13 protein-coding genes and 1 pseudogene are annotated in these 15,286 nt (G+C 47.6%); 1 reads left to right on the top strand and 13 read right to left on the bottom strand.

The genetic code is table 11. The features are described from left to right. Positions 1-174: 174 nt before the first annotated feature. From DXA57_RS05875 to DXA57_RS05905, 7 genes and pseudogenes are all read right to left on the bottom strand, one after another. The gene (locus DXA57_RS05875; RefSeq protein WP_117765571.1) at positions 175-681 is read right to left on the bottom strand and encodes an ATP-binding cassette domain-containing protein; all 507 of its coding nucleotides are present in this window, start codon (positions 679-681) and stop codon (positions 175-177) included. Positions 682-893: 212 nt separating this feature from the next. Beyond that, positions 894-1,475 carry a hypothetical protein gene (locus tag DXA57_RS05880; protein ID WP_117765573.1) on the bottom strand — a complete coding sequence of 194 codons (582 nt, stop codon included), beginning with the start codon at positions 1,473-1,475 and terminating at the stop codon, positions 894-896. Between the two features lie 119 nt (positions 1,476-1,594). Further along, positions 1,595-2,497 carry a hypothetical protein gene (locus DXA57_RS05885; protein WP_147345662.1) on the bottom strand — a complete coding sequence of 301 codons (903 nt, stop codon included), beginning with the start codon at positions 2,495-2,497 and terminating at the stop codon, positions 1,595-1,597. Further along, positions 2,494-3,200, bottom strand: a pseudogene (locus tag DXA57_RS17800) (ABC transporter ATP-binding protein). The gene DXA57_RS05885 and the pseudogene DXA57_RS17800 overlap by 4 nt, the downstream one beginning before the upstream one ends. 259 nt (positions 3,201-3,459) lie before the next feature. Beyond that, on the bottom strand, positions 3,460-3,969 hold the full coding sequence (locus DXA57_RS05895) for a helix-turn-helix domain-containing protein (RefSeq protein ID WP_117765577.1): 510 nt from the start codon (positions 3,967-3,969) through the stop codon (positions 3,460-3,462). Positions 3,970-4,133: 164 nt separating this feature from the next. After that, positions 4,134-5,531 (bottom strand): ATP-binding protein, encoded by a 1,398-nt coding sequence (locus tag DXA57_RS05900; protein ID WP_117765579.1) that lies wholly within the window; start codon positions 5,529-5,531, stop codon positions 4,134-4,136. 125 nt (positions 5,532-5,656) lie between these two features. Continuing rightward, a complete protein-coding gene (locus DXA57_RS05905; protein ID WP_117765581.1) occupies positions 5,657-6,439 on the bottom strand; it encodes a helix-turn-helix transcriptional regulator in 783 nt (260 codons plus the stop codon). Between the two features lie 512 nt (positions 6,440-6,951). On the opposite strand from DXA57_RS05905, the gene arfA reads away from it, so the two are divergent. Next, on the top strand, positions 6,952-8,457 hold the full coding sequence (gene arfA / locus DXA57_RS05910) for an arabinosylfuranosidase ArfA (RefSeq protein WP_117765583.1): 1,506 nt from the start codon (positions 6,952-6,954) through the stop codon (positions 8,455-8,457). A gap of 169 nt (positions 8,458-8,626) precedes the next feature. Here the strand turns inward: arfA and nspC are convergent, their stop codons facing one another. The 6 genes from nspC to speD form a co-directional block, all read right to left on the bottom strand. Further along, positions 8,627-9,739 carry a carboxynorspermidine decarboxylase gene (gene nspC / locus DXA57_RS05915; protein ID WP_243005722.1) on the bottom strand — a complete coding sequence of 371 codons (1,113 nt, stop codon included), beginning with the start codon at positions 9,737-9,739 and terminating at the stop codon, positions 8,627-8,629. Continuing rightward, on the bottom strand, positions 9,739-10,941 hold the full coding sequence (locus tag DXA57_RS05920; RefSeq protein ID WP_117765587.1) for a saccharopine dehydrogenase family protein: 1,203 nt from the start codon (positions 10,939-10,941) through the stop codon (positions 9,739-9,741). Before DXA57_RS05920 ends, nspC begins: the two co-directional genes overlap by 1 nt. A 212-nt stretch (positions 10,942-11,153) precedes the next feature. Continuing rightward, positions 11,154-12,008: an agmatinase gene (gene speB / locus DXA57_RS05925; protein WP_117765589.1), complete on the bottom strand. Its 855-nt coding sequence runs from the start codon at positions 12,006-12,008 to the stop codon at positions 11,154-11,156. Then, positions 11,998-12,849 (bottom strand): polyamine aminopropyltransferase, encoded by an 852-nt coding sequence (speE, locus tag DXA57_RS05930; protein WP_117765591.1) that lies wholly within the window; start codon positions 12,847-12,849, stop codon positions 11,998-12,000. Before speE ends, speB begins: the two co-directional genes overlap by 11 nt. Positions 12,850-12,851: 2 nt before the next feature. Beyond that, entirely contained in the window at positions 12,852-14,306 is a 1,455-nt protein-coding gene (locus DXA57_RS05935; RefSeq protein WP_117765593.1) for an aminotransferase class I/II-fold pyridoxal phosphate-dependent enzyme, read from the bottom strand. An 11-nt stretch (positions 14,307-14,317) separates the two neighbouring features. Beyond that, a complete protein-coding gene (speD, locus tag DXA57_RS05940; RefSeq protein WP_117765595.1) occupies positions 14,318-15,076 on the bottom strand; it encodes an adenosylmethionine decarboxylase in 759 nt (252 codons plus the stop codon). Between the last annotated feature and the right edge of the window lie 210 nt (positions 15,077-15,286).

Here is a 15,286-nt window from a genome sequence, read left to right on the forward strand (position 1 = left end):
TGCTAAATATGAATGATACAAGATACTAGTCTATATTCTTATCGGATATAAACCAGTTCTTTTTCTTTCCATCCATATTATTTTTACTACTCATATTAATCATTCAATATTCCCCTACTGCATACACATATTTTTTCATTATCTGTACATACAGTACCTATATTCTATCCCATATCAACTGTATACACTCCATATACAAGCTATCTTGTTACACCAGTTTACATCTAAAATCAGGATCTCCGCTTTGTGGGAAAGTGCCAACAGCAGATTGAATTTCACCTTCATGCCTTCAGATAGCTCGTGGGGCGTCTTATTCTCATCAAGACCAAAGAGCTGCATATAGCGCCGATAAGCAGCCTCTTCCCGGTTTTGATAAAAACTTTTTGTTACTGCTGCGATGTCGCAAAGTTTCTTCCTTGGATACCAGCTGACGCTTCCGGTGGAATAACCGATGTGCTGTTTAATTTCGGCTTCGTGTCCGACAAGCGGCATCCCGGAAAAAATGATCTCGCCTCCGCTTGGATGCACCAGGTTCAGTATAGATTTGATCGTCGTTGTTTTTCCGGCACCATTTCTTCCGATAAAGCCCGTAATTCTTCCTCTTTCCAGCGTAAAAGACACATTCTGAAGCCGAAAGGCCGGATACTCTTTTGTGAGATTTCTGATTTCTGCAATACCCATAGTTATCACTCCTTCATATCAGTTGCAAAAATATGTTTTGTAGGATTTCTATGAACATTATAGCTTTCAGTTGCCCAGCACTCTACCAATCAAACATAACATTTTCCTGCGATTTATGTTACATTTGGTTGCCTGACTGCATTCAAAAATATAGGTTCAGCTTTTGATCAACCAGAACACTGTGTCTGTGTTCCGGGCTTTTTCATTTGGCATTACAGGGTTTTGAATCGTGCGATTCCTGTTCTTCGAAGCCACAGGTAAGCGCATATGCATAAAATCACATTTGCCACGATAAAGCAGGCCATATATCCAGTAAACCCAAGCGTCCATCCGGGCAGGAGCAGAAAGCCTGCAAACAGTAGAACCGTGTAGCCCATGCCGCCGAATGAGGTAAGTATGACCGGTGCGCTCTGCTTGATGGGCATCAGTTCGTTTGTCCATGTCAGCGTTGGCATTTTCACTCCAAGAATCAGACCGGACAATGCAGCCAGCAGTGTGTAAGAGGCCGCAAAGAAGAATATAACCAGAAACTGCATTAGAGGCAGCGGATAGACAATCGCTGTACACACAACGCAAAGCAGCAGCGGCAAGGCTGTCAATAGGAGCTGCATCCGGATTTTCGCCTGAAAAATCTTCCATGGATTTACCAGAAGCGACTGCATGAGCCATAGGCTTTTTCCTTCCAGAGAGATGGATGGCGCTGCCATAGAATTCATAGACGCAAGGCTACAGAGCATCACACACAGAAGCAGCGGCACGCTGCCCGGAGTGTCCACAAACATAGTGTCCAACATGGCAAAGAGGCTTCTGCCCTTCCACAGCACGATAACTGCACAGCAAGGCATCAAAAAGGTGCCAAGGCCACAATTGAGCATATAGCTGGGGCTGGCAGTGAAATGTGCAAGTTCCCGGCTCAGAGTGCCGCGTCAACACTTTGCTGCCGGATGACGGTCTCCCGGTATTTCCTTCGCTCTGTTTTTCCGGTGGAGGTTGCAATATTCAAAAAGCTGCGGGAAAGCAGCATCCACATCAGGCCAAACAGAACTGCCTGGGCAGCAGCGACAATCAGCATTGCTTTTCCGTCTCCCACACCGACGCTGCCGAACAGGTATAGCGGGTAGGCACTGCTCTTGATCTGCGCCCCGTACACTGCTACATTGGCCAGTAACTCCTGAAGAATGCTCTGCGCTTTGAAATACACAAAGTAGTACAGGGCGATAAAAGCAAGCGAGGCCAGTACGGCAATCACGCTCTTGTGTCTGAGCTTCTGGCTGATTTTTGCCACGACCCAGCCAAGGATGCAGGAAAGCGTCAGTACAAAGACAGAAATCAAAAACATCAGGACCAACCCACCAAAAAGCGAAGATGGTGTTACGCTCGTTGTCACCCAGTAGACAATGACTGCCGGAAGAATCACAACATCAGAATACAATAACCCCATCAGGTAGACGCTGAACAACCGGGCGGCCACCAGACTTGACACCGGAATCGGCATGGACAGCAGCAAATCATTATCCTTGGGTAAATACAGCCCCGCATAAGTGTTAAACACGCTGCCAAAAGCACCCAGCAGCACGGCAATGAGTCCCATGAGCGCAAAATAAAGCCAGCTCAAGTTCGCTGATGCCAAAGGTGTGCAGAGCTTTACAGCAAGGAAGGTAAAGATTCCACCCAGCAGACCAACAATCAGCAGTGCAAACAAAGCAAAATACATCACTATGGAAATCTTAGAGCGCGCTTTATTCTTTTTGGCATCGTAGAAATAGGAGCTAAAAATCTCAAATAATTGTTTTTTCAGCAGAAGTTTCAGCATCATTCTCCCTCCAGTTCCAGAAATACATCCTCCAGAGAATCATCTCCCTTGACCTCCTCCATCGTACCGGAGCGGATCAGCTTTCCACCCTTGATAATGGCCACCTTGTCGCAGAGCTTTTCAGCCACCTCCAGAACATGAGTAGAGAAGAAAATTGCGCCACCCTCGTCACAAACTTCCCGCATCATCCCTTTAAGTAAATGGGAGGCTTTGGGGTCAAGGCCTACGAAAGGCTCATCCATCAGAATCAGCTTCGGCTGGTGCAGCCATGCAGAAATAATCGCCAATTTCTGCTTCATGCCATGGGAATAGGCGGCGATGGGCTCGGCCAAATCGCCCGTCAGTTCAAATAGATCGGCATATTTACGGATACGCAGCTTCCGTTCAGCGGCACTGACACCAAAAATATCTGCGATGAAGTTCAGATATTTGATGCCTTCATATAATCATACAAGTCCGGGTTATCCGGGATGTAGGCAAAGGTGTACTTACACTCCAGGGGTGCAGTCCGAATGGACTTGCCGTCAATATAGATTTCCCCGACGTCAAATTGCAGGATTCCGGCTATTGATTTCAGCGTTGTGGTCTTGCCTGCTCCGTTATGGCCAATGAAGCCATAAATTTCACCGGGCGCAATGTGCAGGTTCAGGTCGTCCACTGCTTTTTTCCCACCGTATGTTTTTGATAAGTGTTCAATTCTCAGCATTGTCTTCTCCTCCTTATATCTGTTTTTTTCATCGTTACCTTCGTGGATCTGATTTTTTCTGACCGTAAGGCAATACTTCACGTGCTCAAAAGCTTTCAGATCTGCCCCAGTCTTGTCAACTACCTCTCTCTGAATACCATCCGGCATCAGCACCTCGTAAATCAGGAAACAAAAAACGCAGAGTGAATCCGTTCTTTTCTTCGGTTCAGCTCTGCGTCTTAGCGTCTGGCTTTTTCAACTATGTTTCTTCCTTATTCATTCAATTCACCTGCCTATCTGTCGGGGCCGAGATCAATGTGATCTGCCTTTGTTTACAGCCCTCTTTTACAGGAATATTCATATATTTTACAGCAACCTGATTGATTTCAGAGAGAAAATTCATGAACTCCTCATCGTTCAGCGTCAGCGTACAGGTGGTCATGAGCAACATATCCTTTTTCGGATCAGGAGTTCCACTGGAGAAATATTTTGCGAAGGAGGCACAAATGCCAAGAAGTGCAGTCTGGACAGCCATACCATCCGCATCATCAACTTCCAATGCGCTTTTATTCAAACTGTAAATACTCTCTACCGTTCCACGAATGCGATTTTCGCCCACCACCATGAGAATGGAATTCTCAGTCAGAATCTTCATGTGACGATAGAGGCTTGCGCTGGGAACATCCGGCAATGCCTTGCGGATTTCCTTAACGGTACCCGTTTCGTGAATAAGAATATACTGAAAGATTCTCTGCCGCACCGGATTCATCACAATTTCTGCTAGTTCCATATCCCCATCCTTCCTTTATTATTCTCTATTTCTATTATATTCTCATTTATGATAATATCAAGAAGTTTTATAAAAGGTACTGAAACAAGACAACGCAGAGCGAATCCGATCTTATATCAGATTCTGCTCTGCGTCTAAGCATCTGGCAGTTTCCAGTTATTTGTTTACTTGTAAAGATCCTCCAAAGTAATCAACCGAACCTCTCCCCGCCCCTGTGCCTGGAGTAGTCCGTCCGTAAATCCACCTTTCGAAAAAATATAATAGTGGTAATTATTTCCTTTTCCAAATACCGATGCATAATCTCTGAGCAATTCAAGTTCATCCACACCGATTTTTTCATTCCTGTATTTGCAGGAACCGATCATATATTCTTTTCCTTCTACAGGAGTTCCAACAATATCAATCTGTATCTGCTTTTTCTTCCTGGGATCCGTTCCCCACCACTGACCAATTTCACTCAATTCAATAGGAAGCTGGTCTGCATAATACACCAGATAATCCTGACACATCTTTTCAAATATCAATCCCATATAGTCGGAAAGGTACTGCTTTACAGCGTGTGGATAGGTCTTTACAATTCTTCCAGAATCAATTGCGCTCATATTGCCCGGAACAAATCGGTACCAGAACCGGAAAAAATTATCTGCCAGCAAATACACTGTTTTCTTGCCTGGTTTCTCTGTTATCGGTGTTTCCTTTTTCGCAATACCAAGATCAATTAACGTTTTCAGGTATTTGGATACCACTGAATTGTCCTCTCCGACCTTCGTCGTAATATCATTCAGACGGGAGGCACCTTCAGCGATTGCCTTGATGATGGCATTATAAATAGCCGGCTCACGCAGTTCCTGCTTGAGAAGATTGGCTGGCTCCTCATACAGATAGCTGGAACGGTCAAACAGATTGTCGAGCAATGCTTCATCTACGCTGTCTCTTACATCCAGTTTGTTGATATAATGCGGAACACCGCCTGTGATGCCATAGATCAGCGAATTGTCCTCATCAGACAGATTCGGATGAAACACTGCTGTTTCCTTATAATCCAACGGTGCAATCTTAAACTGAGCTGTTCTTCTTCCATACAGCGGACTTTCTTTTCCAAGCACCTGATTCTCCATAAAGCTCATCGAAGATCCACAAAGAATCAGGTACATCTTGGATTCCGTCCACTTATGGTCGATGACATGCTGCAGCATGGCAGAGATCGCTGGTTTCGCCTTTGCCAGATAAGGGTACTCATCAATAACAAAGACGATTCTCTTTTCCCTGGAAAGTGCTGTCAGCTCGTCTAATGCCGCGTCATATGACCGGAACTCCGGTGCAAATTCCACATCCGGCCGTTCAAAAGTCATGATTGCTTTTGAAAGTGCCTCCAGATTTTCTTTTCCCGTTGTGTTGAGTGCCGAGAAAAAAATGGTTGGTTTTCCTTTACAGAACTCATTGATCAAGGCTGTTTTACCGACCCGCCTTCTTCCGTAGATGACAACGCATTCAAACTTATCACCTTCATATCGCTTATTCAGCTTTCTGAGCTCATTTTCACGGCAATAGAACTGACTCATTTTCTCGCCTCCTAGTTTTCAATATACTCATAATTCACTAACTCGTAAGTTACTTTCTTACGAGTAGAATAATTCAATTAGTTCGCAAAGTCAAGCAAATTTCCATCAAAAAAATATGCTTAAATTTATTTCCGCAACTGCTCCCGATACTCCCGCGGCGAGCAGTGATACCGGGCTTTGAAGTAGCGGGAAAAATGCTGCATATTGGTGAAGCCGCACTGTCTGGCCGCCTGCTGAACCTGTAGGGCTTCGTTGGTCAGAAGGGTTCTGGCTTTCTCCATCCGGGCGTCCAGAAGTTCTGCCTTCGGGCTGCTGTCAAAAAATTTCTTATACCAGGCAAAAAACTGGCTCTTGGAGAGACTGCTCTCCCAGCAGAGCCGTTCCACACTCCAGTCTTCCTCACAGCTGGAGAGCATTCTAAGCCGGAGTCTCTGAAATTCTTCTTTTAATTCAGAAGTTTCTCTGTCCGTATCCTTTGTTTCGGAAATCAGGTTCCTGGACAAAAAGAGAAATAGTTCTTCCGTCAGAATCCGGCAGCGGTCTTCATAATAGGGCTGCCTCGAAAGATACTCTTTCTGAAGCAGGCGTAAGAATTCATCCAGTTCCTGAAATTTCTCCGGATAAAGAAGCCGGGAAGTCGGAAGCTGATATTGCTTTTCCAGGAAAAGATCTGTAGAAAAATGAACATAGCTGTTCCGGAATTTCTGCACAGCCTGATAATCCTGTGCTTCTCCCGGCGCATAGAGAAGGCAGGCATTTTCTCTGGAAATCTCCAATTTTCCCTTCAGATGGCACTTCATCGGTGTCTTAAAAAGTAAAAGCAGATAGTCTCCGCTCCCACCAGGCCGGTAGATCCGGTCCTGATCCGCATTTGAGCGGTTAAATTCACAGTAATTGATCTGAAACATCGCATATTCCTTTCCGTTAATCGGATATTTACAATCCATCTTTGCTACATGGCTTATAACCAGAAATGAAGGCAGCCTTTTGAGAATTGCTGGAAACAGGTAAACTTCTTTCTCATCATCCTAGTACAGTGAAAAATTAAGTATCTGCTATATTGAAGCAGGATGATTTCTTCATATGCAAGGCGGAGGAATGAGGCGTAGCGGTGGCTACGTCGATTGACGACAACGCAGCAGATGAAAAATCAGACAAGTCAATATGGCGGTTACTTAATATTCACTGTACTAGCACAGGACCGGAAGAAAAGTCAAATTTTCCGGAAGAAAAACAGTGGGCAAGATCTCATTTTCGCACTACACTTATAGTAAATTGCTGTACCTGTTCAGAGTCAACTTCCCAAGTGCTTCGCATTTCGTCGGTGCGGCGTATCCGCCAAATAGATTAGCATGACTTACACTTTTCATGGAAATCTGCCTGACTCTGAACATTTCATACGAACAGGAGGAAATTGCACATGAAAAAAGCAGAAATCATTGCAGACAAACATTATATCATCGATGAAGTAGACCCCAGGATCTACGGTTCTTTTATCGAACAGCTGGGACGAGCTGTCTATGAGGGCATTTACCAGCCGGAAAGTCCTTTTGCTGATGAAGAAGGGTTCCGAAAAGACGTCATCGATCTCGTGCGGGAGCTGAAGGTTCCTGTCGTCCGCTATCCAGGCGGCAATTTTGTATCCGGGTTCCGCTGGGAAGACAGCGTAGGGCCAAAAGAAGAGCGCCCAGCCCGTGCCGAGCTGGCCTGGCAGGTCATTGAAACGAACGCTTTCGGTCTCAATGAGTTCGCTTCCTGGGCAAAGAAAGCAGATACCAATGTCATGATGGCTGTAAACTTAGGCACCCGCGGTCCGGAAGAAGCCAGAAATCTTCTGGAATACTGCAATTTTCCGGGCGGCACCTATTACAGTGACCTGAGAAGAAAGCACGGCTATGAAAAACCGCATAATATCAAGCTCTGGTGCCTGGGAAATGAGATGGACGGCCCCTGGCAGATGGGGCACAAAACCGCTTACGAATACGGCCGTACTGCTGAGGAAACCGGCCGGATCATGAAGATGCTGGATCCTTCCATCGAAACGGTCGTCTGCGGAAGCTCCGGACTCACCATGCCCACCTTCGGAACCTGGGAGGATGAGGTGCTCAGCACCTGTTATGACCAAGTAGACTATATGTCCCTTCACCAGTACTACTCCAACGCTGCCAACGACACACCGGATTTTCTGGCAGGAAGTGTGGGAATGGATGAGTTTATCTCTTCCGTTGTCTCCATTCTGGACAGTGTCAAAGCAAAGAAACGCGGAAAGAAAAAAATCAATCTTTCCTTTGATGAATGGAATGTCTGGTATCATTCTCATGAAGCAGATGAAAAGCTGGAAAAATGGGGCAAGGCACCGCATCAGCTGGAGGATATCTACAATTTTGAGGATGCTCTTCTGGTCGGCAGCCTTCTCATTACTCTCCTGAAGCACGCCGACCGTGTCAAGATCGCCTGCCTGGCACAGCTGGTCAATGTGATCGCTCCTATTATGACCTCGGATACCGGCGCCTGGAGACAGACGATCTTTTATCCCTTCGCTCTTACCAGTGCCTACGGCCGCGGAACCGTACTGAACACGCTGGTAAAAGGTCCTGTCTATGACAGCAAGACCTACGGCGATGCCCCTTATCTGGATGCCGTTCTGGTCTGGAACGAAGAGAAAGAAGAGCTGACACTCTTTGCCGTAAACAAAGATCTGGAAGAGGATATGGAGATTCATTGCGACCTTCGCCAGTTCAGTGGTTACACGATCACCGAACATCTGGTTCTTTCCAATGATGACCTGAAGGCAGTCAATACAGAAGCTCAGCCGGATGCAGTTGTTCCTGTTCCAGGCACTTCTGTTTCTTTAAAGGATGGTCAGCTTTCCGGCTTCCTCGCCCGCCACAGCTGGAATATGATCCGCATGAGCAAACGCTCCTGAGTAAGAAATCTCCATCCGATGCTTTTTCACTTTCCTAAAAGCAACTGCTAAAACAAAAGTCCCGACCCACTACGTATTGCTCTACGCAATAGACGCAGTGGATTGGGACTTACTTGATTCCGCTAAAAACTTCTGACAACTCAGCAATCAAAAATCAAACAAAAACCTGTCAGGAGAGGCGGCTCTTGAAATCTTCATAGCCAAACCGCCTGATCTCTTCGATCCTGCCGTTTTCATGGCGAAGAGCGATCGACGGCAGCGGCATTCCGTTAAAAGTATTGGTCTTTACCATCGTGTAAAGCGCCATATCTTCAAAAACCAGACAATCTCCCTCCTTCAGCGGTGCATCAAAGGAGTAATCTCCGATCACATCGCCTGCCAGGCAGGTAGGACCGCCAAGACGATAAGTCACTGCTTTTTCTCCGGGAAGCCCGCTGTCCCTTAACGGAGGACGGTAAGGCATCTCCAGAACATCCGGCATATGACAGGCTGCAGAAGTATCCAGAATAGCGATATCCATTCCGTTATGCAGCGTCTCCAGAACAGAAGTGACCAGAAAACCGGCATTTAAGACCACGGCCTCTCCCGGCTCCAGATAGACCGTGACGCCATACGTTTCGTGAAAATGGCGGACGATCCGAAGCAGCCGTTCCACATCATAGTCTTCTCTGGTGATGTGATGACCGCCGCCGAAATTCACCCATTTCATCTGAGACAGATATTTTCCGAATTTCTTTTCAAATTCATCTGCCGTGGTCTCAAGGTCATCCGAATTCTGTTCGCAGAGCGTATGAAAATGCAAACCGTCAAGAAGCGGCAGCAGGGATTCATCAAACTGCTCCCTTGTGGTTCCCAGACGGGAGCCCGGGGCGCAGGGGTCATAAATGGCATGCCCCTCCTGGGTGGAACATTCCGGATTGATCCGAAGACCGATTTCTTTTCCAAGCGCTCTCGCCCGTTGAGCATATTTCCGAAGCTGGGAAGGGGAATTAAATACCAGATGATCGGCATAGGTCAACAGTTCCTCAAATTCATCCTCTCGGTAAGCAGGAGAAAATACATGAGTCTCTCCGCCAAATTCTTCTTTTCCCAGTCTTGCCTCATAGAGTCCGCTGGCTGTTGAACCAGACAGATACTTCCGGATCAGCGGATAGACAGAAAACATAGAAAACGCCTTCTGCGCGAGAAGGATCCGGCAGGGACCCTCCTCTTCTACTTTTTTCAGCAGCTCCAGATTCCGGAGCAGGCTTTTTTCATCAACGACAAAATACGGTGTACGCATCAGTCTACCAGCACCGGCTGGAAATCCTCTGTCCAGGGAAGTCCCCATTTGTTCAGGGCATCCATGAAGGGATCCGGATCAAATTCTTCAATGTTGTGGACACCGGGCTTATTCCAGGTTCCGGTCATCAGCATCATGGCACCGATCATGGCAGGAACACCGGTCGTGTAAGAAACTGCCTGAGAGCCGACCTCTTTATAACATTCCTGATGATCACATACATTGTAGAGATAATAGGTTTTGTCTTTTCCGTCTTTCTTTCCCTGGAAAATGCAGCCGATGTTCGTTTTTCCTTTTGTACGCGGTCCGAGAGAAGCCGGATCCGGAAGGACTGCTTTCAGGAACTGAAGGGGAACGATCTCTTTTCCTTCATACATGATCGGTTCGATGGAGGTCATACCCACATTTTCCAGGCACTGGAGATGGGTCAGGTAGCTCTGTCCGAAGGTCATGAAGAAACGGATCCTCTTGATTCCCGGCATGTTCAGAGCCAGGCTTTCGATCTCCTCATGATGGAGAAGATACATATCCTTCTCTCCTACCTGGTCGAAATTGTAAACCCGTTTGATCTCCATGGGCTCTGTTTCTACCCAGTGGCCGTCTTCCCAGTAAGAGCCCTTGGCAGAAACCTCACGGATATTGATCTCCGGATTGAAATTGGTGGCAAAGGGATATCCATGATCGCCGCCGTTGCAATCCAGGATATCGATATAATTGATCTCATCAAACTGATGCTTCAGGGCATAGGCAGAAAATACACTGGTCACACCTGGGTCAAAGCCGCTTCCCAGAAGAGCCGTGATCCCTGCTTTTTCAAAGCGCTCCCGGTAAGCCCACTGCCAGCTGTACTCAAATTTTGCCGTATCCTCCGGTTCATAATTGGCGGTATCCACATAATGGGTCTTCGTAGCCAAGCAGGCATCCATGATGGTCAGATCCTGATACGGAAGGGCCAGGTTTAAAACCACCTGCGGCTTTTCCTTTTCGATCAGCGCAATGAGCTCGTCTACGTTATCTGCATTCACCTGCGCTGTGGTGATCTTTGTTTTGGTGGTTCCTTCCAGTTTTTCTTTCAGTGCGTCACATTTGGATTTTGTGCGGCTGGCGATGCACACCTCGCTGAATACCTCGCTGTTCTGACAGCATTTGTGAATGGCAACAGAGGCAACCCCGCCACAGCCGATGATCAGTACTTTTCCCATAAAACAATTCCTCCTGTTTTTCATTGATATCTGTAATAGTTCAGACCGAAGCAGCGCTTAGACCTGTGGCCTGTTGTTTTGAACGTCCTGAACAGTTACTGATATTTTATAATTATTTCAGAGCCATGCGGTTTTCCAGCTCAAAGTGCCCCTCACCGCCTCATGAGTGAGCACTTTGAACCGGAAAACACCAGACCCGGATTTACAAAAATTTACTGCATCAGTGCCAGAAGCATTTCGCGGACGATCTTGGCTGCCACAGCCGTAGACGCCCCGCTGGCATCATAATGCGGAGACAGTTCGTTGGCATCCAGTGCAACAACATTGGTCTTCTGGCAGACCAGTGTGACTGCCCTTCGCAGTTCTTCAAAGCTCACTCCGCCTGGTTCCGGAGTTCCCGTTCCCGGGAAAACGGAAGGATCCATAACGTCCAGATCCACCGTAAAATAGACCGGCCGGTCCTTCAGCGAGTCCACAACCTCTGCAAGACCTTCAAAGGTAAAGGCATGAAGATCGGTATGCTCCTTTCCGAAGAGAAACTCTTCCCGTTCCCCGGAGCGGATCCCAAACTGATGGATCCGGCCATCACCGGCCAGCTCCCAGCATCTTCGGATGACACAGGCGTGAGAAAGCGGAACACCCAGATAATCTTCCCGAAGATCCGTATGGGCATCAAAATGGATCATGCAAAGGTCCGGATATTTTTTCAGGGCTGCACGAAAAGCTCCCAGCGTGACCAGGTGCTCTCCTCCCAGAAGGAAGGGTCTTTTTCCGGCTTCCAGAATCTCTGCTGCCCGCTCTTCGATCTCCCGGAGTACTTCCTCCGTGTTTCCAAAAGGAAGCTCCAGATCTCCGCTGTCCATGATCCGGGCATCCCGAAGATCCCTGTCCTGATAAGGACTGTAGCTTTCCAGTCCAAAGGATTCATGACGGATGGCTCCGCTTCCAAAGCGGGTTCCCGGGCGAAAAGAAGTGGTGGAATCAAAGGGGGCTCCGAAAAGGACCGTATCCGCCTCTTCATAGGTCTTATCACATTCTAAAAAAGTCTCGATATTTCTACTCAACATCTTCCAGCAATTCCTCCACATAAGCCGGGACATAGAAGGAGCCCCGGTGAAGCGTAGTTGTATAGTAACGGCATTTCAGTCCTCTGGCATTCCAGCGGGCCTCGTCAAGATCTTTCAGAGGATGATATTTCTTGGATGAAAAGCCAAAAAGCCAGTGACCGGACGGATAGGTCGGGATATGTACCTGATAGACCCTGCTTAACGGGAAAGATTCCACGATGCGTTTGTGCGCCCGCTGGCAGGCCATGGCATCCTCCTCATAGAAAGGACTTTCATGCTGGTTGATCAGGATTCCGTCATCATGAAGGGCTTTGTAGCAGTTTCCGTAGAATTCCCTGGTAAACAGTCCTTCCCCCGGTCCGAAGGGATCTGTAGAATCCACAATGATGAGATCATATTTGTCATGGGCAGAACGGATGAATTTCAGACCATCCTCATAGAAAATATGCAGACGGGGATCATCAAAGGCACAGGCGGTCTTCGGAAGATATTTTCTGGAGACCTCCACCACCTCTTCATCGATCTCTACCATGTCAATGTGCTCGATCTCCGGATAACGGGTCAGCTCCCGGATCACACCGCCGTCTCCGGCCCCGATGACCAGTACCGTTTTTACATTAGGATGCACCGCCATGGGAACATGGGTGATCATTTCATGATAAATGAACTCATCCTTTTCCGTCATCATGAGATACCCGTCAAGAACAAGGATCCGGCCAAATTCCGGTGATTCAAAGACATCGATCCTCTGAAATTCACTCTGAGAAGAATAAAGCTGTCTGTCCACCCGGATGGAAAATTTCACATTCGGGGTATGTGACTCCGTAAACCATAATTCCATACTTAAACTCCTTTCAGCACATTCAGCCGTTCAATCGCCGCATCCTCCGGTCCTGTCATGGAGCAGCCTTTTTCCTTGGCATAAACGATATAGTTTAAAATGTCCTCCGTGATCTCCTCTCCGGGAGCCAGGATCGGGATTCCGGGCGGATAGCACATGACAAACTCACTGCAGATCCGGCCGGCTGTCTCCATCAGCGGAAGAGATTCCTTTTCCGCATAGAACGCATCCTGCGGTGAGACAACCACTCTCGGGTCGATGTATTCCTGCTTCATGAGGCCACCCTTTTCTCCTCCGAAGCGCCGCCGGATCTCCGAAAGGGCACTGACCAGACGCTCGATCTCCCTGGGACGGTCTCCGATGGACAGATAGGCAAGAATATTTCCGAGATCTCCAAACTCGATCTGAATGTCATATTCATCACGCAGAAGATCATAGACCTCGATGCCTGCCAGTCCCACATCCAGCGTATTTACGGAAAGCTTGGTCACATCAAAATCATAAATGCTGTCCCCGTTGATCAGTTCCCGGGAATAAGCATAATAACCGCCGATCTGATTGATCTCTTTTCTGGCATATTCCGCCATGGAGATCACCTGTTCAAAGGCTTCTTTTCCTCTGAGTGCCAGGTTTCTTCTGGAAATATCCAGGCTGGAAAGCAAGAGATAAGAGCCGCTGGTGGTCTGGGTCAGGTTGATGATCTGGCGGACATGGCCTTCCTGCATGGCCGGTCCGGTAAGCAGCAGGGAACTCTGTGTCAGACTTCCGCCGGATTTATGCATGGAAACAGCGGCCATATCAGCCCCTGCATCCATCGCAGACAGCGGAAGCTTATCGCTGAAATAAAAATGAGTTCCATGCGCTTCATCCACCAGGCAGAGCATGTGGTTTGCATGAGCCAGCTCCACGATGGCCTTCAGATCAGAGCAGATGCCATAATAGGTCGGGTTGTTGACAAAAACAGCCTTGGCATCCGGATTTTCCTGAATGGCTTTTTTTACCGCTTCCACACTCATGCCAAGGGGGATTCCAAGCCGTTCGTTTCCCTCCGGATTGACATAGACGGGAATGGCTCCGTTCAGTACCATGGCTCCCATAACACTCCGGTGTACGTTTCTGGGAAGAATGATCTTCTCTCCCCTTCTCGTCGCAGAAAGGATCATACTCTGTACGGCAGAGGTTGTCCCTCCCACCATCAGAAAGGCGTGAGCCGCATGAAACGCCTCTGCTGCCAGTTCTTCTGCCTCCCGGATCACGGAAACCGGATGACAGAGATTGTCCAGTGGCTTCATGGAATTGACATCCAGCCGGATACAGCTTTCACCGAGGAGGCGGGTCAGCTCCGGATTTCCTCTCCCTCTTTTATGACCGGGCACGTCAAAGGGAACGACCCGCATTTTATTGAAACGCTCCAGTGCTTCGTAGATCGGAGCTCTTTCCTGAGATAACTCTTTCACGTTTTTGCCTCCTAATAAATGTTTCTGCCGTTGAAGATCTCGATCATTTCCCGGCGCAAGCTGTTCATGATCTCCAGCCTGGTCAGTGGCGGCAGCTCATAAATATCCGTCTTAAACAGATAATTCTGAAGATCCGGTTCCTTGATCATCATACGGGTATGAAAAAGGCTCGCCGCATAGACATTGATATCCACCGCATCATAACGCCTTAAAATTTCCGGATTGATATAATCCTGTATGGATGTGACCGGATGATCCAGAAACAGTTTTTTTCCATTGACATCTCTTGTAAAGCCTCTGACCCGGTAATCCATCGTAATGATATCCGAGTCAAAGGAACCGATCAGATAATCCAGTGTGGAAAGCGGCGTGATCTCTCCGCAGGTTGCCACATCGATATCCACCCGGAACGTGGCAATGCAGGTTTCCGGATGATATTCCGGATAGGTATGCACCGTCACATGGCTTTTATCCAGATGGGCCAGCTGCGTCTGACTTCTCGGAAGCATGGAATCTTCTGCGATCAGAAGCGTAACGGAAGCCCCCTGAGGCTCATAATCCTGACGCGCGATATTCAGGACCGTTGCCCCGATCATGTCCGTCAGAGTTGTAAGAATATTGGTTAGACGTTCCGCATTGTACTGTTCATCTATATAAGCAATATAGTCTTTCTGTTCTCTTGCCGTCTTGGCATAACAGACATCATAAATGTTAAAGCTCAGGGCTTTGGTCAGGTTATTAAACCCGTACAGTTTCAGTTTCTCCCCCATGGTTTCCTCCAGTTTGTAAAAATATGTAATGATCCAGAGCCCGGCAGAGTTTCATCCAAAAGTGTCAATCCTGCATGAGCGAACACTTCTGACTGGAAATCGATTTGGCGAAAAGCCGCAACGGGATGAATCGCACCGGAATCGAGGTGTAGAGCTGAATCATTACAAAAATATAGGCAGCATGTCGTTGATGACATACTGCCTGTAAAT

It is taken from the genome of Blautia sp. OF03-15BH (assembly GCF_003463065.1).
Lineage (GTDB): Bacteria > Bacillota > Clostridia > Lachnospirales > Lachnospiraceae > Limivivens.

Bases quoted from the DNA above. Each gene is read 5' to 3' on its own strand.
- speE (WP_117765591.1), bottom strand. From the start codon at position 12,849: ATGGAATTATGGTTTACGGAGTCACATACCCCGAATGTGAAATTTTCC.
- DXA57_RS05875 (WP_117765571.1), bottom strand. From the start codon at position 681: ATGGGTATTGCAGAAATCAGAAATCTCACAAAAGAGTATCCGGCCTTT.
- DXA57_RS05895 (WP_117765577.1), bottom strand. From the start codon at position 3,969: ATGGAACTAGCAGAAATTGTGATGAATCCGGTGCGGCAGAGAATCTTT.
- DXA57_RS05905 (WP_117765581.1), bottom strand. From the start codon at position 6,439: ATGTTTCAGATCAATTACTGTGAATTTAACCGCTCAAATGCGGATCAG.
- nspC (WP_243005722.1), bottom strand. From the start codon at position 9,739: ATGCGTACACCGTATTTTGTCGTTGATGAAAAAAGCCTGCTCCGGAAT.
- DXA57_RS05885 (WP_147345662.1), bottom strand. From the start codon at position 2,497: ATGATGCTGAAACTTCTGCTGAAAAAACAATTATTTGAGATTTTTAGC.
- DXA57_RS05920 (WP_117765587.1), bottom strand. From the start codon at position 10,941: ATGGGAAAAGTACTGATCATCGGCTGTGGCGGGGTTGCCTCTGTTGCC.
- speB (WP_117765589.1), bottom strand. From the start codon at position 12,008: ATGTTGAGTAGAAATATCGAGACTTTTTTAGAATGTGATAAGACCTAT.
- speD (WP_117765595.1), bottom strand. From the start codon at position 15,076: ATGGGGGAGAAACTGAAACTGTACGGGTTTAATAACCTGACCAAAGCC.
- DXA57_RS05900 (WP_117765579.1), bottom strand. From the start codon at position 5,531: ATGAGTCAGTTCTATTGCCGTGAAAATGAGCTCAGAAAGCTGAATAAG.
- arfA (WP_117765583.1), top strand. From the start codon at position 6,952: ATGAAAAAAGCAGAAATCATTGCAGACAAACATTATATCATCGATGAA.
- DXA57_RS05880 (WP_117765573.1), bottom strand. From the start codon at position 1,475: ATGTTGGACACTATGTTTGTGGACACTCCGGGCAGCGTGCCGCTGCTT.